Source organism: Pseudoalteromonas sp. HL-AS1 (assembly GCF_031198785.1).
Taxonomy (GTDB): Bacteria; Pseudomonadota; Gammaproteobacteria; order Enterobacterales; family Alteromonadaceae; genus Pseudoalteromonas; species Pseudoalteromonas distincta.
Map to the genome: position 1 here is coordinate 985,162 of NZ_CP133569.1, position 20,771 is coordinate 1,005,932.

Consider the following 20,771-nt stretch of genomic DNA (forward strand, 5'->3'; position numbering starts at 1 on the left):
TTGTAGTGGCGTTATTAAATAAAGAAATACAAAGGATTATGGAATTGATTAAACTATCTTGCCTTACGTTGCTCATGATGAGCGCGTATTCAGTGAATGCCAATACACATGCACAACCTATAAAAAACACTCAAAAAAATACTTACGGTGATGCTGTTTTAATTAACGATCAAAAAATAAATTTTGATAAAGCTCATTTTGAAAGTTTATCTAAAAAGCCTCAACTCACGCCAATTATAAAAAATAATAGCCTTACTCAAGCGGCCTCAGACGAGCAAAGCATAGAGCTTAATAGCGTATTTCGTGAATTTTCATTAGGTAACTCAACAGGTCGCAAAGGCATGTACATTGCACCTTTGTCGGGTGTGGGTAGCAAGCACATTATATCCGCCCAAGAGAGCAATTTTAATATTATAGAGTATGTAAAAGGTGCGTATAAAGTAACAGCTCGCTACGACTTTGATGACTATATTGAAGATACCACACTAATTAAAGATACAGTGGCAGATACATATTACTTATATGTTTTAGATAATAACGCAGTACATAAAGTTAATTTAGTCACCCAAGAGATAGAGCTAAGCAAAGAATTTTATTACCCAAGAGCAGCAGATAAGTTTGATATAAACAGCGATGGCCAAGATGAGCTTTTTGTTTATCAAAGTAGTAAGCTTTTTGTTCTTAACTCGCTCGATTTATCTGAAATTGCGGTACTTGAAAACGTACCACAAAATTTTGTGACAGGCTCGTTTACTGAGGCCAATGCAAAAGAAGTTTTATTTAGTGATGGTGCGGTTTATAGGTTTGAAAATTCAGAACTTGTACTGCATAAACAACTTAGTGTAAGTATTAATGGCGAGCATTTAATTACTGTTGATATTAATAACGACGGCTTAGATGAAGTGATTAATGGGCAAAGTTGGTACAGTATAGAAATGCTAAGCCCAAGCACTGAAAGCATTTTATGGACAGCCCAAAGCGACTTAGATATTGATAAAGTAATAGTTGCAGACATCGATAATGATGGTACCGATGATTTAGTTTACGGCGATGGTCAGTGGGGGAGCTTATACGCGCTTTCACTCACAACAGGTGTTGAGTTTTGGAGTATTAATAATCCAGAGCATGGTGTGTCGGGCATTGTTGTAGATGACCTTAACGGCGATGGCAAACAAAATATTGCTTGGGGCTCAGGTTATTCTTCATCAGGTGAAGATGGTTTTTATATTCACAACACGGATGATAAAGCCCAACAGTGGGCTAAAGGCATTAAGTACTACTCAAATAAAGCGTTAGCACTTGCTGATATTAATAATAACGGAAGCTTAGATATACTTTATTCCGAGCGTGACAGTAACGCTTTGCACATAGTAGATACACAAACTAATGAAAAAATACTTACAAATATAAGCGTTAATAACGATTGGGATAATAACAATTTAGTTACTACTGCTCAGCTGTTTGATGATGGTAAGAATTATATTATTACTGGCAGCTCTGCTATATACAATGCGAATGTACAGGTGTTTTCACCTGAAACGGGTGAAGAGCTATTTCAAACATATCTTGGCGGCGGAGACTACATTAGTACTTTAACAACGTTAGATATTAATAATGATGGCAAGTTAGAAATAATAGTAGGTAATGGCGCTGAGCATACAGGAAGTGAAGGTACCTTTTTTAAAGTATTAAATGGGCAAACTGGAGAGTTATTAAAAACATCGCCTCGCTTAGGATTTTATTGGGGCGGCATGAGTTCAATAGTAACTGGAAGCTTTCTTAATAACGAAAATATAGATGTGGTTAGTCTCGTTAGTGATTACCTCATTAGTTATGACTACTCTGAAAACACTATTTCTAAAGTTGCTTTAGAGCAAAGCTTTAACGGTTTGGTTAACACTGTTATTAATGGAGAAGAAACTTTAGTTGCCTCTACCTATAATGGCTCACTTTATAAAGTGGCTTTAAATGGGCAGACAACATTAATTAGTGAAGTGTGCCAAAACACTTTAAATAATATTGTGTCTGTAAGAGCTGGGTTTGTGCAGTATTCGTGTTCTGATCAGTTTGGTGAATATAACCTAGATAACAATGTGGTTTCATACACTGCTAAGCGTAATAATAATGACAGTTGGTTAGCAACTTCTACGTATAATAATGTTGATTATACCTTGTTGGCAGGTCAGTCATTGGAGGTGTTTTCTAATCAAGTTGCAGAGCTTTTAGCTAAGCCTGAAGCTGTAAGCTACTCTGATCATGTTTTAAAAAGCATACAAATAGATTTACCTGTATCAGATGATATTGATTATGTAGTTTTAAATAAGAGACCAACTCTGGGTAGGGTCGAGTTTACCGACAGACAGGCGGGTCTATTAACTTATATACCATCGGGCGCTGTAGGCATTGACGAGCTTAGTTACTACACAGTAAAAGATCGTTCACGTTCAGCGTTATCAAGCTTAACGTTAGAGCTAAAAAATACAGCACCTACAGCAAATAATATGACACTGCAAACTCATTGGAATACACCGCTTAACTTTAATTTAGAAGGTGTGGATGAAGACGCAGAGCCATTAGTATTTCAAATTAAAAATTCGCCTGCTCATGGGCAAATTCAGTTAATGGACTCTGCTTTAGGTAGCGTGACCTTTTCACCAAGTGGTGACTCGGTTGAGCCAGTATCAGTTAGCTTTACAGTGAAAGATTCTTTAGTTGAGTCAGAGCTTCATAATGTTGTTATTGAACTTACAAATACAGCCCCACAAGCTCAAAATGTAACATATAACACCTCTTATAAGAGTGAAGTGAATGGTCGCTTTTCAGCATTAGATAGCGACAACGATACACTTGAATTTGAAGTGGTAACCGAGCCAAACTCAGGAACTTTAACATTTGAGCCTGATACTGGATTGTTTAAACTAACTCCTACGAGCGAATCCGATCATGTAGTAACGTTTAGCTATGTAGCTAAAGATAAATTTGATAGTTCTGCAGTTCAAACTGTGACTATAAACGTTGAAGGTAAGCAAGCTGCTGCGCTAGCGACTCCTTCATCTGATTCAGGCTCTAGCTCAGGTGGCAGTATTTATTACTTACTTATGCTGCTATCAGTGGTTTTATTTGGGAGACGCCGTTTTAATTAATAGTTAAAAGCTTATTTACACTATCTAAAACCGCCAAATGGCGGTTTTTTATTTATTAATAGTCTTTTTAAACTTTTATTTAGGGCTGTTTATCTTTCGAGGTTTAACATGCAATGCCCCAAAGGTTCTGCATAGGGGCAATTTACGCTTTGGTGTTTACAAACCTCCCGCCGCGATTAAATCTCCCCTAGATTGAGTGAGTTTCAATCTAAAAGGTCAGCAGGGCCTAGTCATAATACTAATAATCAGACGTTAATAATTTCAATGTGGTTTAAACGTTCTAATAATTAGTATTTTTATAAAATAGATCTAAGTGGTAGGCTAAAAGTAGTAAGTATAAAATAGTAAGTAATTAAAAATAGTTCTCGCGCAACAAGGAACCCTCCTGTAAAGCGCTTTGCCAAGGAGTTTAGTATGATCACGCTTACCATTAATGGTAATAAACATGAGTTTTCTGGCGATCCGTCAACGCCAGTATTATGGTATCTCCGAGATGAATTGAATTTAACTGGGCCTAAATTTGGCTGTGGTATGGCACAGTGCGGTGCGTGTACCGTGCATATTGATGGGGTAGCTCAGCGCTCGTGTGTATTGCCTGTAGCGGCAGCAGCAGGGCGTTCAATTACGACAATTGAAGGGCTAAGCGAGCAGGGCGACCATCCAGTGCAACAAGCATGGGTTGAGCATAAAGTACCGCAGTGTGGTTTTTGCCAGTGCGGCCAAATGATGCAAGCTGCGAGTTTATTAGCAGCAAACCCAACCCCAACTGACGATGAAATAGTAAGTAATATGTCGGGAAATATTTGCCGTTGTGGTACATACCCGCGTATTCATAAAGCAATTAAATCAGCTGCTAAAACAATGGCGAGTGTTCAATATTTTGACCCAAATGAACAAGGGGAAGAAGTATGAACCAAGATAACAAATACTTTGATTTAAACCGCCGTAAGTTTTTAAAAACTAGCGCAATAGGTGCATTGGTACTTGGTACTTATTTTGTAGGCAGTGCGCCAAGAGCATTTGCGGGTGTATTAGAGCAGCCATCTGAGCAAGCAAAACGCGCAAACTTATTTATTGCACTGCGCCCAGACGGCATGGTTGAAATAACCTGCCATCGCTCTGAAATGGGTCAGCAAATTCGCACCGCGATTGCACAAATAGTTGCCGATGAAATGGAAGCCGCGTGGGATAAGGTTATTGTTATTCAGGGTAAGGGCGACCCTAAATATGGCGATCAAAATACCGATGGCTCGCGCAGTATTCGCTACAACATGAAGCGCCTGCGTGAAATGGGCGCAAGTGTGCGTTACATGATGCAGCACGCTGCCGCTAAGTATTGGAAAGTTGACCCGCAGACCTGTACAGCCAATCAACACGTTGTTACACACAGCTCAGGTAAATCGCTTACTTATAAAGATTTAATCGACTTAGCGCTTACAATAACGCCACCAGAAGCTGACAAACTAACACTTAAAACACGCAAAGAATGGCGCTACATTAATACTGGCATGGCGCACATAGATTTAGCCGATTTAGTAACAGGTAAAGCAATATTTGCAGCCGATGTACGCGAACCACAAGCGCTAGTGGCTATAATTGAACGCCCGCCGGTAGTAGGCGGTGTTGTTAAGTCGTTTGATGCCAGTGCTACAAAAGCGATAAACGGCGTTGTAGATGTTATTGAAATACCTGCACCAAAAGGCGCGCCGCAGTTTCAGCCAAAAGGCGGTATTGCAATTATAGCTAAAAACACATGGGCTGCATGGCAAGGGCGTAAAGCATTAAAAGTCGTGTGGGATGATGGCAAAAATGGCGATTACAATTCAGAAGAATTTAAAAAGTCATTACTAAAAACAGTACAAACTCCACAGGCAAACATACGTGATAAAGGCGATGCCATGGGCGTGTTGGCTAAATCGAGCAATAAACTCGTAGCTGATTATTACGCGCCGCATCTTGCTCAAGCACCAATGGAGCCGCCGTGTGCAACAGCTATGTACAACAAAGATAGTGTTGATATATGGGCTGCTACGCAAAATCCACAAGCCGATATGAAAACAGTGGCTGCAATGCTTGGCATGGATGAGAGCAAAATTAATGTTCACGTTACCATGTTAGGAGGCGGTTTTGGGCGTAAGTCAAAACCTGACTTTTCAGCAGAAGCAGCTTACCTTTCAATGAAAGTAGGCAAGCCTATTCGTGTGCAATGGACGCGTGAAGACGACATACAACATGGTTTTTACCATGCGGTTTCGGCTCAGCACATTGAAGCATCGCTAGATAAAAATGGCGCAATAGAATCGTATTTACACCGCACCGCGTTTTCACCAATTACCTCTACCTTTTCAGAAGGGGCGACTACGCCAGGGAGCTTTGAACTGCGCTTAGGGTTTACCGATAACCCAATTAACACACCTAACATGAAGTTAGAAAACGGTGATGCCCCTGCCAAAGCACGAATTGGTTGGATGCGTTCTGTATCAAATATTTTTCATGCCTTTGCTATTCAGTCATTTATTGGCGAAGCAGCGCACAAAGCCGGTCGCGACCAGAAAGACTATTTACTAGACACCATAGGTCCGAGTCGCATTGTTGATGTAACTGAGCAAAATGCCACATACGATAATTACGGTGGCGATAAAGAGGTTTACCCTTTAGATATTGGCAGACTGCGCCATGTTATTGAAAAAGTAGCTGACATGAGTAAATGGGGGCGAGAACTTCCTAAAGGGCGAGGTTTAGGCATAGCAGCACACAGAAGCTTTTTAACTTACGTAGCTACGGTAGTTGAAGTAGAAGTGTCGGATGCTGGCGATTTAAACGTAATTAAATCGTGGGTTGCCATTGATGCGGGTACGGTTGTAAACACCGACACCGTTAAAAACCAAACCCAAGGTGGCTCTATTTATGGGATTACAACTGCAATCAGCGATGGTATTACCTTTGATAAAGGCCGCGTGCAGCAAAGTAACTTTCATGATTATCGCGTACCGCGTATGAGCGACTCACCTCTTGAAGTTGACGTTGAAATAGTACCAAGTGATGCACCACCAGCAGGGGTAGGCGAGCCATCTACACCAGTTTATGCGCCAGCATTATGTAATGCTATTTTTGCCGCGTGCGGAAAGCGTATTAGGCAGTTACCAATAGGTGACCAGCTAAAAGCGTAGCTAAATAACCTACAGCTTAAACAAAAAAACCGCCAAAATGGCGGTTTTTTTAGAAGTTAGCGATTAGTGAGTTTTTTCAAACTCATCAACTTCACGCTCTGCTTCTTCTTTAGATTTACCATACTGCTGCTGGATTTTACCCACAAGCTCTGTACGGCTACCTTCAATTTTGTCTAAATCGTCGTTGGTAAGATCGCCCCATTTTTGTTGAGCCTTACCTTTAAGTTCGTTCCAATTACCTTTCATACGATCGCTGTTCATAAGTTTCTCCTTACTTAGATTTAATTAACGTTCAGTATAAAAGGAGCAAGGCGTGTACCAACAAGTTAAATATTTATTTTATATTAATAATCAGTGTTTTATGTTTTTGTTGAGGCAGTAATGATTAATGTTGTGAGCACATCCTTAAAAAATGTACAGAGCGGTCTGTAATTATTTCTGATTATGTAACCCTTAATTAAATCCTTTATAACCACAGCTTGAGCGTTTATTTTTGGTTTTTGTTACAATGCACACAAAGCAATTTAGGGTAAATAGCTGTGCTGCCGGTTCAAGACATATATCAACAACTCGTTACTACATTACAAAGTAATCCTATTACGTTATTACAAGCACCGCCTGGTGCGGGTAAATCTACGTGGTTGCCGCTACAGCTTATGCGTGACGGACATTTTAAACGTATTGTAATGCTAGAGCCTCGCCGTTTAGCTGCACGTAATATTGCAAGTTACTTAGCAAAGTGCCAAAACGAGAGTGTTGGGCAAAGTGTGGGCTTGCGGATTAGGGGCGAGAGTAAAGTAAGCGCTAATACGCGCCTCGAAATAGTCACCGAAGGCATGTTAACGCGCATGTTGCAAAACGACCCCGAATTAAGCGATATTGATTTACTGATATTTGATGAATTTCATGAGCGTTCAATTGCAGCCGATACCTCACTTGCCTTTGCGCTCGAGACCCAAAGTGCACTGCGTGAAGATTTAACTATTATGCTTATGTCGGCAACGCTAGATACAGAGCGCTATACAGCCTTTTTTGACTGCCCTGTAATTCAATCAAGCGGTCGCAGCTATCCAATAGATGAAGTATACATACCCATAAAAGATGAAAGTCGCTGGCTTGATGCAATTCCTAACATAATAAAACAAGCACTTAATGAGCAAACAGGCAGCGCATTGGTATTTTTACCCGGGCAATTTGAAATACTACGCGTGCAACAAGCACTGAGCGATTTACCCAGTAACTGCCAAGTTGCAACACTATTTGGCGAGCAAGATAAAGCCAATCAGCAAACTGCTATTGCTCCTGCACCAAACGGCATGCGCAAAGTAGTGCTTACCACCAATGTAGCCGAAACCAGTTTAACTATTGAAGGCATACGCATTGTAATTGACAGCGGCAAGCGCCGTGCAGCGACCTTTAATTTAAAAACAGGGGTTACAGAGCTCACAACACAAAGCATATCGCGCTCGTCTGCTGTGCAGCGTGCAGGGCGTGCAGGACGAATAGAGCCGGGCATTGTTTATCGAATTGGCTCAAAGCAAACCTTCGAGCGACGTAATAGCCATGACAATCCCGAAATACTCACATCAGACATAAGCCAACTTATGCTTGAGGCAAAGCAGTGGGGAGCCAGTATTGATGAGCTAACCTTGCTCGATAAGCCCACTGAGCAGCAATGCGGGCAAGCAAGTAATCTGCTTAACATGCTAGAAGCTATTGATAGCAAAGGTAAGCTCACACCGCTTGGCAGTAAAATGTTAGGTTTTGGTGCTGATATTCGTTTGGCGCATATGCTATTAAAAGCACAAATACTTGATGACCAACTCCCTGGTATTTTTAGGCTCGCTATTTATTTAGTGGCATTACTTGAGAGCCGTGTAAATAGTGCAAACGAGTTGAGTTTAGCGCTGCATAGCCAGCAGCAACGTCCGCATCCGGTATTTAAACAACAGTTAAAATATTGGCAAAGCCGCTTAAAAGTAAAAGACGAAAACAGCGAATTAAATACGCATTATATTAGTTTGCTAGTGGCATTGGCATACCCCGATCGCATCGCTAAAAAGCGCGGTAATGGTTATTTACTTGCCAATGGTGCTGGTGCTGAGTTAAATGTCGATTACTGGCACAACGACGATTACTTAGCTATAGCAACCATGGACGGGCACAAAGGTGGGCGTATATTTGCAGCCACCGCACTTAACCCATTTGAGTTACAAGAATTTTTACCGCATTTATTTAGTAAACTTACTCGTTGTGAGTTTGATGAAAAATCAGCGCGCTTTATTCATCAAGATGAAGTGAAACTCGGGGCTATAACGCTCAGCAGCCAGCCTAGTAAACAAAAACTAGATAAGAGCGAGCGTGCTAAAGCGTGGCTTAGCTTATTTACTAAACACGGTTTTGCTTTATTTAACGAGCAACCTGATGCGCAACAATTGCTGATACGTATGAGCCTAGCAAGTAATTTAATGCCCGATAAATTCCCGCAAATAAACGAGCAACAACTTATTCAAAATGCAGCGCAGTGGCTAGGCGTGTTTTTAGAAGATATTAAAACGCTCACGCAGCTTAAAAAGTTTAACTACTTTGAAGCATTACAAAACTGTTTTGATTGGCAACAACAAACAGCTTTAAAAGCACTGTTACCACTGCGCTTAACGGTGCCAAGTGGCTCAAATATAAAAATAGAATACCAGCTTGATGGCCCCGCAAAGCTAAGCGTGCGTATGCAAGAAGTTTACGGCTTGACCAGTACGCCTATGCTTGCCAACGGTAAATTGCCATTGCTTATGGAGCTGCTATCGCCAGGTAAACGTTCATTGCAACTTACTCAAGATTTAGCCCACTTTTGGGATAGCAGTTACCGCGATGTGCAAAAGGAAATGAAAGGCCGCTACCCTAAACATTTTTGGCCAGACGACCCAGCCAACAGCGTTGCAACAAATAGAGTAAAGAGCAAAATGTAGGTGTTAATTTACTTAAAACTGATTTTGTTTGATTATTGAACTTACTAAGGTAATGTACCTATAAAATATTTTTAACTACAGGGAATAGTCAATGAGGTTACTTTTAACGTTAGGTTTGGCTCTAGTAACTGCTTTTTCGGCTTATGCTGAAAAGCCACTCGACTTAAATGCATTTGCGCAGCAATACTATAAAACAATGACCGCAACACAAGCACCTAACGCAGGTGCTAAAGAGCTTGAGGCTTATCTTGCATTGTTAACCGATGATATTGGTAATCAGCATATTCCGTATCAACCGGATGACTCACGTACTCCTGATGGCAAAGAGCAGATGCGCAAAGGTATGAGTTTTTACTTAGGTGCGCACACGTTGTTTGAAAGCACACTGCTTAATACATTTGTGTTTAATGATACAGGCTTTGCTATTCGTTATAAGAGTCATGCAAAGGGCATTCACCCGCAAAGTAAGCAGCCAATAGAATACACCTCCACAATGATGGAAGTAATAGAACTTGAAAACGGTAAAGTGGCGATGATACGCAAGTATCACGAATAAAAAATAAGGATATATATGAAACATTTACTGATCGCACTATCAATATTAATGCTTAGTGCATGCGCTAGTACAAAAAGTGATTTTAGATTTGATGGTTCTACACCTGAGTCAACTCAGGCCGGAGTTCATAAAGTTTTAAAGACATTAAAATCTCAAGATGTAATGCGCTTTATAGGCGCCTTAATTACAATTCAATTTTCTGATGTGCAAAGCGCAGAAGATGTTTTAGGCGACCCAACCATGATGAATGAAATGAATTATTTTATTATTGGTAAAAAAATTGATGGCTTAAATTATTATGAAGTACTGGATCTTGCGAGTTCATCTTCATCGAAAGTGGAAGTTTCGGTAGCGAAATAGTTCCAGATTTTTGTATTACATTAAATGTGTAATACCAATCCGCAATAATACTTAATCATTTTGCAGGGCTAAACGTGTTGCTACCTGCGTTAAAAAATGCTCATTTAGAACAACTAAATAGCGAATTTTTTTGCCTAGCTATCAACACGTTTTTCTGTCCTCAAAATAGACCACTTAATTAAGCGAATTGGTATGATTTTATGTCTATATTAAATATATTATTGAAAGTGCTAAAGTTTTAACGCTATAAAATTTAGTAGTAAGCTTTGTTTATTCCTGCTCATGAATTTATACTACGTTTTAGTAAGAAGCTAATTATTTATAATTTAGATGCAGAAGTCTAAAACATAAAACGTAAGCTACTTTGACTTAATTCTACACGATTAGATAGAGACTATGACATTAAGATTTTTTGTAATAATAGGTACTTTAATTTTAATGTGCTTTGTAACAAGTTTATTAGTTGGGTATCGCTATTTTTTTAGCCTGCCGACTATAAACACTAGTATTGAAGATTATCAAAATCGTGAATTACTGAGTCTTAAAATTGCGCTTGATAAAGAGTTTATATTTTTAGAAACACTCAATTATGACTACGCCGTATGGGATGACACCTATGATTATATGGCTGATTTTGACGCAGAATATGTAGATTCAAACTTTGTAGGGGATACCTTCTATTCTCTCAAAATTGATGGTGTGTTTATCTACGATGTAAACCTTAATATGGTTTACGGACAAGCGTATGATTATATGAAGCATAGGGAGTTTGATGCTCCTGATTTAGATTTACAGGTTAATAAATTAAACCGCGCAATTATTCCCAATCCAAAAGCTGCTAATGACGACAGTAGTTTAAGCCATTCTGGTTTTTTACAAACAGCGGGCGGCCCTGTCATGTTTGCATCGCATGCAATAAAGCGAACAGATAAAACAGGTGAGCCTGTTGGTAGTATTGTTTTTATAAAAAAAGTAAGACCGTCGTTGATCAAATCCTTAGCAGAAATTGCACAAGTGGAGCTTAGCTATACACAAATAGCACACGGTAGTTCTTTAAACGATATTGCGACGCTTAAAGGGAGCCTCCAAGAAGAGGGCATTGCCACTCAAAGGAAGAGGGTGATTCTAGATGTAAATGGTAAGCCATTGCTTGCTTTGAACATTAAGCACCATCACCAAACACTGCCAGTTTTATTTGATCACTATTTAAAGCTTATTCTGTTTATGTTTTTTGCAATGTCATTATTAGGTTTTTATATTGTAAATCGTTATTTTATTGAACCGCTTATTAGTGGTGCGTCCGCTATTAATTCAATGTTGGTTAAAAACGATTTACAGCCTTTGAGATTCACTAATCAATTTTTAGAAATGCGCGTTTTAATTGGCGGTTTTAATGCGTTAATTAAACAAGTAAAAGAGCAAAATTCTAAGCTTGAAAAAATAAGTAAAATTGATGGGTTAACCCAAATTTACAACAGGCGTGCCTTTGATGAAATTATAGCGGCTCAGTGGAAGCAGGCTCAACAGCAACAAAATGCCTTTGGAGTAATATTACTTGACGTAGATCACTTTAAAAATTATAACGATTTTTATGGTCACCAAGGCGGAGACAATGCTTTACAGCTCCTAGCTTGTAAATTACAACAAATGGCAAAGCAAAACACAGGTACAGTTGCGCGCTATGGCGGCGAAGAGTTCATATTATTCTTTAAAAAACTTTCTTATGAAGAGTTTGTAGATATATCTCAGCAATTGCTTTTGGCGGTTAGGGAGTTAAATTTACCTCATGAAGCGTCGCCTGTACGTAAATATTTAACAATTAGTGCTGGGTGTGTATTTGCTACAAAAGAAACCTTAAGTGGTAATAATGTGTCTATCCAATCACTAATTAAAGAAGCCGACATAATGCTCTACGAAGCGAAAAACTCAGGTAGAGATAAAACATCAATCAAATCTATATAATGTAAGTGAATTATTAAAGATGCATCAGCTGTTTTTTATTATAAAACTCTTAAACCTCTTTCCCGCCATGGCTCTGTGCTAGGTCATCAAGTTCGGCGCAAGTGTAATCAAAACCACTTTCGTCGTATTCATATGTCACTTTTACACTATCGCCGCCGTTAAAAAGTCGTGTTTTTACATCGTTAACCGGCCAGTCTTTGAGCTCGTGTAAAAATCGGTTAGCAACTTGTGAAGATTCAAAACAATAGCGAATTTCTGTTTTCATAAATAATAAAGCTCTGGCTGTTTACCCCTGCAGCTAGTGCATTATTAATGGGGCGTTCATGATTCGGTTACAAAAAATAAAGAGTTAAATTGTAAATTTTGTGTTTCAATAAATGCATCAAACTCGGTACACACTAACGTACTTTAATTAACAAATGATGACGACTTTACATGCATTATAAATTTGCTCTGATCGCAAGCTCGGTTTTTATACTAGGCGCTTGCGGTGGTTCAGGATCCGATGATACGCCAACCGTTAACGGAAATAAAATCCCCATTTTGTCAGTAGCTGATATTTCTAGTGAATTAAGTAAAGGCCAAACAATTGAGCTAACAGCAACAGCCAGTGATAAAGACGGCACTATTACATCTGTTGTGTGGCAACAAACGCAAGGGCCTGAACTAATTAGTGGGCCTTTAGAGGCAACAACTACTTCAGTAACAATGCTAAATGCGCAAAGTTATAAGCCTGTTGATTACGCTTTTTCGGTAACAGCAACCGATAACGAAGGGGCCAGCAGTGTAAAAACGCTAAGCTTTACTGCACGTAATAATATGGATGACATTAGCGCCGCACGGTTACTACACCAAACAACAATGGGACCTAAGCTTAGTGAAATACAAAACGCACAAGGTTTAAGCGAGCAGCAATGGCTTGATAAGCAAATAGCGCTACCTATTAATTATCACCGTGATTATTTAGTAAAGTTAAATGACGATGACGACTTTAAATACATAAGCCGCATAGACGCATGGTGGAAGGCAGTAATGCAAAGTGACGATCAACTCCGTCAACGTGTTGCATTTGCGTTAAGTGAAATATTAGTAGTGTCGGATGAAAACAGTGCCTTAAGAGGCCAACCTGAGGGCATGATCACTTATTACGATTTGCTACTAAAGCATGCCTTTGGTAATTATCGTGACTTACTCGAAGATGTCACGCTTTCGCCTATTATGGGAACTTACTTAAGCCATTTGGGTAACGAAAAAGCAGACGATGCACTTAATATTCGCCCAGATGAAAATTACGCACGTGAAGTAATGCAGTTATTTACTATTGGCCTTGAAGAGCTAAACCTAGATGGTAGCGCTAAGCTTGATGCACAAGGTAATACTATTGCCACTTACGGACAGGTCGAAATAGAGGGTTTTGCACGCGTATTTACTGGTTGGACGTTTGCCGATAGTGAAACATTTAAGCGTAAAAGTCGTGACTATATTAAACCAATGGAAGCATTTGACGAGTACCATTCTAGTAAACAAAAAACCTTACTAAATGGCGAGGTTATACCACAAGGTTACGCAGCAGAAGAGTCAATGCAAATAGCGCTCGATAATTTATTTAATCATCAAAATGTTGCGCCATTTATTACTAAGCAACTTATTCAGCGATTAATTACCTCAAACCCAACACCCTAATATGTTGAGCGAGTAGCTAATGTATTTATTGATAATGGCGCCGGTGTACGCGGCGATTTAGCGGCTGTAGTAAAGGCTATATATTTAGATGATGAAGCACGGCATTTTGGCTCAGTGCTTAACTATCAAGGTAAAATTAAAGAGCCTATTTTAAAAACCGTACAGTTTTGGCGAAATCTCGATGCTAAATCTTTGGCTGGTTACTATAAAACATGGAATTTAATAAATAGCTACGGGCAAGGACCCATGCAGTCGGCTTCGGTATTTAACTTTTTTAGGCCTGATTATCAAACCGCAGCTTTGCGAAATGAAGGTATTGTTGCGCCAGAGTTACAAATAGCAAACGATGCAACACTGATTGGCACCATGAACGCGCTTTACGCAAGTTTAGTGTGGAGTACCGCTGAAGCGCACAGTGATTTAAATTCAAATGGTATTTATGTTTATATTCAAGACGACATGAATGTTTTAGAGAAAAAAGGTGTTAGTGCGCTATTAACTCAGTACAACACGCTATATTTTGCAGGCGCAATGAGCAGTGACACACGCCAAGCATTACTTGATTTAGATGCCTACTTTAATGAAGAGCAATACCGTGAACGGGTTTCGTATTTATTATATATGATTGCTATTTCACCTGAATTTAACGTGCAGTATTAGGAGCGCATAATGAGCATTAATAGAAGAGAGTTTTTGTCTTTATGTGTAAAAGGCAGCGTATCGACTGCCGCGTTAACGAGCCTGCAATTACAAGCATTAACTGGAGCGACTAATGCCGTTGAGCTAGGTGATTATAAAGCATTAGTGTGTGTGTATTTATACGGGGGGAATGATTCGTTAAATATGCTCGTTCCGCTTGAAGGCGAGCAACGGAGTTTGTACGAGCAAAGCAGGCAAAACCTAGCGGTAGAAAGCTCACTTGAGCTAAGCATTAAAAGCCAGTTTGCCGGTGGAGTCGGTATTCATCCTTCACTTGAACCGATACAAAATGTGTTTGAATCTCAAAATTTAGCATTTATAGGCGGGGTAGGTACTTTACTCGCTCCCACAACATTGAATGACTATAAAAATAAAACAATAGGTTTGCCTAAGCATTTGTTTTCGCATAACGATCAGCAAGCTGCGTGGATGTATGGTCGAGAAAAACAATCACTTAATAGCGGGTGGGGCGCACGACTTTTAGAGCGTTTAGAGTTACAAGATGAGTTTGCAGCTAATGTATCACTCGACGGTACTAATTTATGGCAAACGGGAAGTGCTAGCAATGCATTTGCGCTTAACAAAAGCGGCATTAGTAGTATTAACGCGTTTGGAGGGTATCAACCTCGTAGCGAGCACGTACCGCTATTATGAACCGCTTACTAGGCAATACGAGCCATCCGTTAAGTACAGCTTATGCCAATGGCTTAACAAGTGCGATAAATAACACTCAAGCAATGAACAGCGCGTTAGAAAGCGCGCCTGCACTTATTACCCCATTTAGCGATAATAGCCTTAGTGAGCAACTTGCCGCCGTTGCTAAAACAATTAGCGTACAGGCAAAATTGAGTACTCAACGCCAAGTGTTTTTTGTTTCTATGGGGGGGTATGATACCCACGACAACCAATTAACAACGCACCCTGCTTTATTAAATACGTTAGCTCAAGGCTTAAGTGAATTTGATAGTGCGATGAAACAGCTTGATATGGCTGATAAAGTGACTACGTTTACTATGTCTGATTTTGGTCGCACGTTGACCTCAAATGGCGATGGCACTGACCATGGTTGGGCAGGGAACCAAATAGTAATGGGCGGCGCAGTAAAAGGCGGCAATATATATGGCGAGCTATTAACTCAACATTTGGATGGCCCACAAGATACCGGTGGCGGTCGTTTAATTCCAAGTGTTGCTAATGAGCAGTACTTTGCCACATTGGCTCAGTGGTTTGGTGTGCTAAGCTCTGAGCTTGTTGATATTTTTCCAAACTTGAGTAACTTTGATCACACAACATTGGACTTTTTTGTGTAATTAGTCGCTAATAGTAATCTAAAAGCACTTGTTAGTAGTATAAGCTACTGGTTAATAGTGCTTAATTGTTTTAATAATAAAAATCACACAATATAGGAATCATAAAATGAAAGTTTTAGTGAGCTTAGTTAGTCTAATCGCTTTTTTACTCGTCATACTGCCAGGGCCTTTGTATAAATTTGGTATTGTAGAGCTAGGAACTGCGTTTGCTGGTTTTAAATTTGGTGTTTACGCTGGTGGCGCTGCATTGGTGCTACTTATAATACAAGCGTTATTTATGCGTAAAACGTTAACGCTAAGCAGTGGTGTTATTGCGCTTGTGTTTTCGGTTGTGGCTATTGCTATGCCACTTAATATGATGAACAAAGCTAAAAGCGTACCGGCAATTCATGACATTTCAACAGATTTAGTTAACCCACCAAAATTTGTAGCAATTGCGCCACTGCGTGCTGAAGCACCAAATCCAGTAGAGTACGCGGGTGAAGAAACGGCAGTACAGCAACGCAAAGCATACCCTGAACTGGCCACGTTAAGCTTTGCACAATCTAAAGCCGATTTGATGGCAGCAAGCGAACAAGCAGTTAAAAATCTTGGTTTTGCAGTAGTAAGTGCAAACACGGCTACAGGTATTGTAGAAGCTACAGATACAACAACATGGTTTGGTTTTAAAGACGATGTGGTAATTCGTATTAAAGATGAAGGCAGCCAACGTTTTGTTGATATTCGTAGTAAGTCGCGAGTAGGGCGTAGTGATTTAGGAAAAAATGCAGAGCGCATTCATTCAATTATTAATGAATTAAACAGCTTACTTGAAAAATAAAACGACTTAGCCTGTATTCGGTTATTAGCGTATTAAAGCCCAACATTGTTGGGCTTTTTTGTTTTTAGTGTCAGTTTGTATTCACGACAACTGCGTTAGGGTTATTAAAATTTAAATTTTTAACCACTATGGAGTTATTATGAAAACAGTAGGATATGCAGCAAAAAGCCAAGGTTCTGAATTGACAGAGTTTTCTTTTGAGCGCCGCGATTTACGAAATAACGATGTAGAAATTGAAATTTTATACTGTGGTGTGTGCCATTCAGATTTACACGCCGTACGAAATGATTGGGGTGGCAGTGACTACCCGCTAGTACCTGGGCACGAAATTGTTGGTAAAGTTATGTCGGTAGGTAGCGACGTTAAAAAATATAAGCAAGGCGACACAGTTGCTGTGGGTTGTATGGTTGATTCGTGTCAAAGTTGCGATCAATGTGATAACGACGAAGAGCAATTTTGCCGCGAAGGCATGGTTGGTACGTACGCAGGCAAAGACCGCATTAGTGGTGAAATGACCCAAGGTGGGTATTCTAAACATGTTGTTGTACGCGAAGAATTTGTACTTTCTGTACCAGAAAATTTAGACATTTCACGCGTTGCACCGCTACTTTGTGCAGGTGTTACTACGTATTCGCCACTACATAAGTGGGGCGTAAAAAAAGGTAGCCGTGTTGGTGTTGTTGGTCTAGGCGGACTTGGCCATATGGCCGTTAAAAATGCAGTTGCAATGGGCGCAAGCGTTACGGTAATTGGCCGTAGTGAGTCTAAAAAAGATGATGCGGTTAAATTGGGTGCTCAGCACTACTTAGTGTCATCTAATGATGACGAAATGAAAGACTCGCAATCTGCCTTTGACGTCATTATAGATACGGTACCTGTAAAACATGATTTATCTATTTACACACCGCTACTTGATGTAGATGGTACTTTAGTTATTGTAGGCCAAGTTGGCCCTGTAGATGAGCTAAGCACGGTGCCATTATTAATGGGTCGCCGTCGTATTGCAGGCTCACTTATTGGTGGTATTGCACAGACGCAACAAATGCTCGACTTTTGTGGTGAAAATAACGTGCTACCTGAGTGCGAAATGATCAACATTGACGAAATTAACACGGCATACGAGCGTATGGAAAAATCTGACGTACGATACCGCTTTGTTATTGATATGGCATCGTTAAACGCTTAATTTCACCTAAAAAGAGCCGCTAATTAGCTGTCTCTTATACACAAATCCCTGCTAAGAAATTAGCGGGGATTTTTTTGAACTAAATCTCAATGTCATGATCAGATCTTCAAATCTTGTTTGAGGGCACATTATGATTAACGAACATACTCATTGGGCAAAACAACAATTCGGTAAATCGGACTTAGGTGATCCAAGAAGAACAGCGCGTCTGGTAAAGTTAGCATCAACGCTTGCAAATGAACCAGGAAAACCACTTGTGAACATCACTCAATCCCCCGCCGATATGGAAGGTGCCTACCGCTTTATTCGCAACGAGAATATTGACGCAACGGCTATAGCAGAGTCAGGCTTTAAAGCCACGGTTGAACAAGCAAAAAGTCATAACTTATTGCTCGCATTAGAAGACACGACCACACTAATTTATAAGCATTCCTCCATTCGAGATGATTTGGGTCATGTCGGACGAGGAGCAAAACAACGAGGCTTGTTAGCTCATAGCGTATTACTGTTTGCGCCAGACACAAAGCAAGTTGTGGGATTAATTGAACAGTCTCGCTGGAGTCGTGATATCAACACGATTGGAAAAAGAGAAAAACACGCGACGACTTCTTACGAAGAAAAAGAAAGTTACAAGTGGGAGTCAGCGTCACGAGCGATGGCAGAGCGGCTGCAAGGACAAATGGCGAACGTGATATCGGTGTGTGACCGCGAAGCGGACATCTACGAATACTTGCAGTATAAACTGACCGAGCAGCAACGATTCGTCGTACGCTCGATGCAAAGTCGTCATATTGAAGAAGGTGAGGATAAGCTCTATGCGTTTGCAAGCGAGCTGATGAGTGCAGGCACCAAACACATCCACATTGCACAAAAAGGAGGAAGAAAAGCCCGAAGCGCAACACTGGATATCACCTATGCGCCAGTGACACTCAAAGCGCCTTACAATAAGAAAGGACACTCCCTCCCAGTTTACTATGTCGGCTGTACAGAGCGAGGAAACGCTAAGAATGGCTTAAGCTGGCACCTATTAACCAGTGAACCAGTCACCAGCAAAGAAGACGCCTTAGCTATCATCACCTACTATGAGCACCGTTGGCTTGTAGAGGAATACCATAAAGTCTGGAAAAGTGATGGTACGGATATCGAAAGTTTACGCCTTCAAAGCCAAGATAACATGGAAAGATTGGTGACGATTAATGGCTTTATTGCGACGCGAATATTGCAACTAAAGTTCACCAATGAGCAGCCTGATTCTCCAAGTTGTGAACAACTGTTATCTCCCAAAGCATGGAAGTTATTGTGGTTAAAGAGAATAAAAACACCATTGCCTGAAACTGCTCCAAATATGTCATGGGCGTATCAGGAACTGGCAAAGTTAGGAGGCTGGAAAGATACCAAGCGCACAGGGCGTGCATCTGTGAAAGTGTTATGGAAAGGATGGCTTAAGTTACAAGCCATCCTGGAAGGCTACGATTTAGCAAAATCTCTTGAGTCAGACTTGTGATCAAGAGACAGCTAATTAGCGGCTCTTTTTGTATTTTAAATTAACCAGGACTCAGTTAATTAGTTGCTTGCGCTGTTGGTTGCTGTTTGTTTAGTTGTAAGTAACTTAATAGCCACATACCCAAACCACCTAAAAACAATGCAGCTGCTACGTAACCTGTTTGATTAGGTGCGGCACCTTGCGCTATTGCAATTCCGCCAACCCAAGGGCCTATAGCATTGGCTGTATTAAATGCGCACTGTACTAAGGCACCAATCATAGCGTGGCCTTCGGGCGCAACGTCCATTAAAAGCGTTTGAATCAGCGTAGCCAAGCCCACACTGCAACCAATAAAGAAGATCACCGCGTAAAGAGCCCAAATATTATGGCTTGCCGTTACATATGCAAAGGCAAATACAATAGTACATACAAGCGCAAGGCCAGTCGTTTTAATTGCTGATTTATCGGCAGCTTTACCCAGTACATAGTTACCGAGTGTACAACCGATACCAAACATTACCATTGCGATAGAAATAGTATACGGGGCTGTTTTTGTTACCACTAATATGGTGTCGGCAATGTAAGTATAAATACAAAACACTCCGCCAGAGCCAATAATTACAATACCCAAAATGGACCAAACCAGTTTATTTTTAAGTACGCCAAACTCGTTTAGTAAGTTAGAAGGCTTAGCGTTATCGATATTAGGCACTACTTTATAAACAAAAACAAAAGCAATAAAGGCCAGTACTGCAGCGCCAGCTAAACAATAACGCCAACTTAAATTTTGACCTACAAGTGTAACTATAGGCACGCCAACAATAGTAGCCACAGTTAAACCCATAAACACCTTAGACATAAAGCTAGCACGCTTACCTTTTGGGGCAATATCTGATGCTAATAAAATAGCAGCACCAAAATATGCACCATGAGGTAAGCCACTTAAAAATCTAAATATTACAAGCTGCTCAAGCGATGTTGCCATCGCGCTTAACCCGTTTGAGATAAACATTAAGCTTATAAAAATGAGCAATGCTTTACGCTTTCTCATATTAGCTGTAGTGAGCATTAAAATAGGGGCGCCAACTACAACACCAATGGCATAAGCACTAATTGCGTAACCACTTTGTGAGGGCGTTGAGCCAAATGTTTCGCTAATTAGTGGCAGCATAGGCATCATCGAAAACTCAGATAATCCTAAAATAAATGTGCCAAGTGCTAATACGAGTAAAATAGCGGTTCTGTTAAGTTGACTAGATGCCGACGTTACATCTGATGTCATAGATGATCCCTTAAGATTTAATTTTAAAAGTGAAACAGCGCAATAAATTCTGAATAGAAAATATTATATGTATGCTTAAATTTTGGTGTGAGAGGGTAGTCTGTGAAAGTGCTATTTTAAGTTAAAAAAAGTACAGAGTCATGCATAAATT

General features: G+C 40.1%; 13 protein-coding genes and 2 pseudogenes. 12 read left to right on the top strand and 3 right to left on the bottom strand.

The window, feature by feature from the left end; genetic code table 11:
• Positions 1–44 precede the first annotated feature (44 nt).
• The 3 genes from RB214_RS04595 to RB214_RS04605 all read left to right on the top strand — a co-directional run bounded on the left by RB214_RS04595 (position 45) and on the right by RB214_RS04605 (position 6,313).
• Positions 45–3,143 (top strand): Ig-like domain-containing protein, encoded by a 3,099-nt coding sequence (locus tag RB214_RS04595; RefSeq protein ID WP_309168479.1) that lies wholly within the window; start codon positions 45–47, stop codon positions 3,141–3,143.
• Positions 3,144–3,557: 414 nt separating this feature from the next.
• A complete protein-coding gene (locus RB214_RS04600; RefSeq protein ID WP_007376163.1) occupies positions 3,558–4,055 on the top strand; it encodes a (2Fe-2S)-binding protein in 498 nt (165 codons plus the stop codon).
• Positions 4,052–6,313 carry a molybdopterin cofactor-binding domain-containing protein gene (locus RB214_RS04605; RefSeq protein ID WP_309168481.1) on the top strand — a complete coding sequence of 754 codons (2,262 nt, stop codon included), beginning with the start codon at positions 4,052–4,054 and terminating at the stop codon, positions 6,311–6,313. The genes RB214_RS04600 and RB214_RS04605 overlap by 4 nt, the downstream gene beginning before the upstream one ends.
• A 63-nt stretch (positions 6,314–6,376) precedes the next feature.
• Here RB214_RS04605 and RB214_RS04610 read toward each other — a convergent pair whose 3' ends face one another.
• Positions 6,377–6,574: a CsbD family protein gene (locus tag RB214_RS04610; RefSeq protein WP_008132353.1), complete on the bottom strand. Its 198-nt coding sequence runs from the start codon at positions 6,572–6,574 to the stop codon at positions 6,377–6,379.
• A gap of 278 nt (positions 6,575–6,852) precedes the next feature.
• Here RB214_RS04610 and hrpB point away from each other — a divergent pair, with 278 nt between their 5' ends.
• From hrpB to RB214_RS04630, 4 genes are all read left to right on the top strand, one after another.
• Positions 6,853–9,279 (top strand): ATP-dependent helicase HrpB, encoded by a 2,427-nt coding sequence (hrpB, locus tag RB214_RS04615; RefSeq protein ID WP_309168482.1) that lies wholly within the window; start codon positions 6,853–6,855, stop codon positions 9,277–9,279.
• Positions 9,280–9,370: 91 nt separating this feature from the next.
• Positions 9,371–9,835 carry a nuclear transport factor 2 family protein gene (locus tag RB214_RS04620; RefSeq protein ID WP_165744383.1) on the top strand — a complete coding sequence of 155 codons (465 nt, stop codon included), beginning with the start codon at positions 9,371–9,373 and terminating at the stop codon, positions 9,833–9,835.
• A gap of 15 nt (positions 9,836–9,850) precedes the next feature.
• Positions 9,851–10,195, top strand: a complete 345-nt coding sequence (locus tag RB214_RS04625) for a hypothetical protein (protein WP_188161171.1) — start codon at positions 9,851–9,853, stop codon at positions 10,193–10,195.
• Between the two features lie 396 nt (positions 10,196–10,591).
• Positions 10,592–12,157 carry a diguanylate cyclase domain-containing protein gene (locus tag RB214_RS04630; RefSeq protein ID WP_309168483.1) on the top strand — a complete coding sequence of 522 codons (1,566 nt, stop codon included), beginning with the start codon at positions 10,592–10,594 and terminating at the stop codon, positions 12,155–12,157.
• Positions 12,158–12,206: 49 nt separating this feature from the next.
• Here the strand turns inward: RB214_RS04630 and RB214_RS04635 are convergent, their stop codons facing one another.
• Entirely contained in the window at positions 12,207–12,422 is a 216-nt protein-coding gene (locus tag RB214_RS04635; protein WP_002958138.1) for a hypothetical protein, read from the bottom strand.
• Positions 12,423–12,592: 170 nt separating this feature from the next.
• On the opposite strand from RB214_RS04635, the pseudogene RB214_RS04640 reads away from it, so the two are divergent.
• The 5 genes and pseudogenes from RB214_RS04640 (at position 12,593) to RB214_RS04660 (ending at position 19,359) form a co-directional block, all read left to right on the top strand.
• Positions 12,593–14,500 (top strand): annotated as a pseudogene (locus tag RB214_RS04640) (DUF1800 family protein).
• 9 nt (positions 14,501–14,509) lie between these two features.
• A pseudogene (locus tag RB214_RS04645) lies at positions 14,510–15,849 on the top strand (DUF1501 domain-containing protein).
• A 106-nt stretch (positions 15,850–15,955) separates the two neighbouring features.
• Positions 15,956–16,669, top strand: a complete 714-nt coding sequence (locus tag RB214_RS04650; protein ID WP_309168484.1) for a DUF1499 domain-containing protein — start codon at positions 15,956–15,958, stop codon at positions 16,667–16,669.
• Between the two features lie 139 nt (positions 16,670–16,808).
• Positions 16,809–17,855, top strand: coding sequence for an NAD(P)-dependent alcohol dehydrogenase (locus RB214_RS04655; RefSeq protein WP_309168485.1), 1,047 nt, complete (start codon positions 16,809–16,811; stop codon positions 17,853–17,855).
• A gap of 130 nt (positions 17,856–17,985) precedes the next feature.
• Positions 17,986–19,359 carry an IS4 family transposase gene (locus RB214_RS04660; protein WP_024598303.1) on the top strand — a complete coding sequence of 458 codons (1,374 nt, stop codon included), beginning with the start codon at positions 17,986–17,988 and terminating at the stop codon, positions 19,357–19,359.
• 55 nt (positions 19,360–19,414) lie between these two features.
• Here the strand turns inward: RB214_RS04660 and RB214_RS04665 are convergent, their stop codons facing one another.
• Positions 19,415–20,620 carry an MFS transporter gene (locus RB214_RS04665; protein ID WP_165744381.1) on the bottom strand — a complete coding sequence of 402 codons (1,206 nt, stop codon included), beginning with the start codon at positions 20,618–20,620 and terminating at the stop codon, positions 19,415–19,417.
• Between the last annotated feature and the right edge of the window lie 151 nt (positions 20,621–20,771).

Excerpts from the sequence above, each read along its gene's own strand:
- RB214_RS04610 (WP_008132353.1), bottom strand. The coding sequence starts at position 6,574 with ATGAACAGCGATCGTATGAAAGGTAATTGGAACGAACTTAAAGGTAAG.
- RB214_RS04660 (WP_024598303.1), top strand. The coding sequence starts at position 17,986 with ATGATTAACGAACATACTCATTGGGCAAAACAACAATTCGGTAAATCG.
- RB214_RS04600 (WP_007376163.1), top strand. The coding sequence starts at position 3,558 with ATGATCACGCTTACCATTAATGGTAATAAACATGAGTTTTCTGGCGAT.
- RB214_RS04650 (WP_309168484.1), top strand. The coding sequence starts at position 15,956 with ATGAAAGTTTTAGTGAGCTTAGTTAGTCTAATCGCTTTTTTACTCGTC.
- RB214_RS04625 (WP_188161171.1), top strand. The coding sequence starts at position 9,851 with ATGAAACATTTACTGATCGCACTATCAATATTAATGCTTAGTGCATGC.
- RB214_RS04630 (WP_309168483.1), top strand. The coding sequence starts at position 10,592 with ATGACATTAAGATTTTTTGTAATAATAGGTACTTTAATTTTAATGTGC.
- RB214_RS04620 (WP_165744383.1), top strand. The coding sequence starts at position 9,371 with ATGAGGTTACTTTTAACGTTAGGTTTGGCTCTAGTAACTGCTTTTTCG.
- RB214_RS04635 (WP_002958138.1), bottom strand. The coding sequence starts at position 12,422 with ATGAAAACAGAAATTCGCTATTGTTTTGAATCTTCACAAGTTGCTAAC.
- RB214_RS04655 (WP_309168485.1), top strand. The coding sequence starts at position 16,809 with ATGAAAACAGTAGGATATGCAGCAAAAAGCCAAGGTTCTGAATTGACA.
- RB214_RS04665 (WP_165744381.1), bottom strand. The coding sequence starts at position 20,620 with ATGACATCAGATGTAACGTCGGCATCTAGTCAACTTAACAGAACCGCT.
- RB214_RS04605 (WP_309168481.1), top strand. The coding sequence starts at position 4,052 with ATGAACCAAGATAACAAATACTTTGATTTAAACCGCCGTAAGTTTTTA.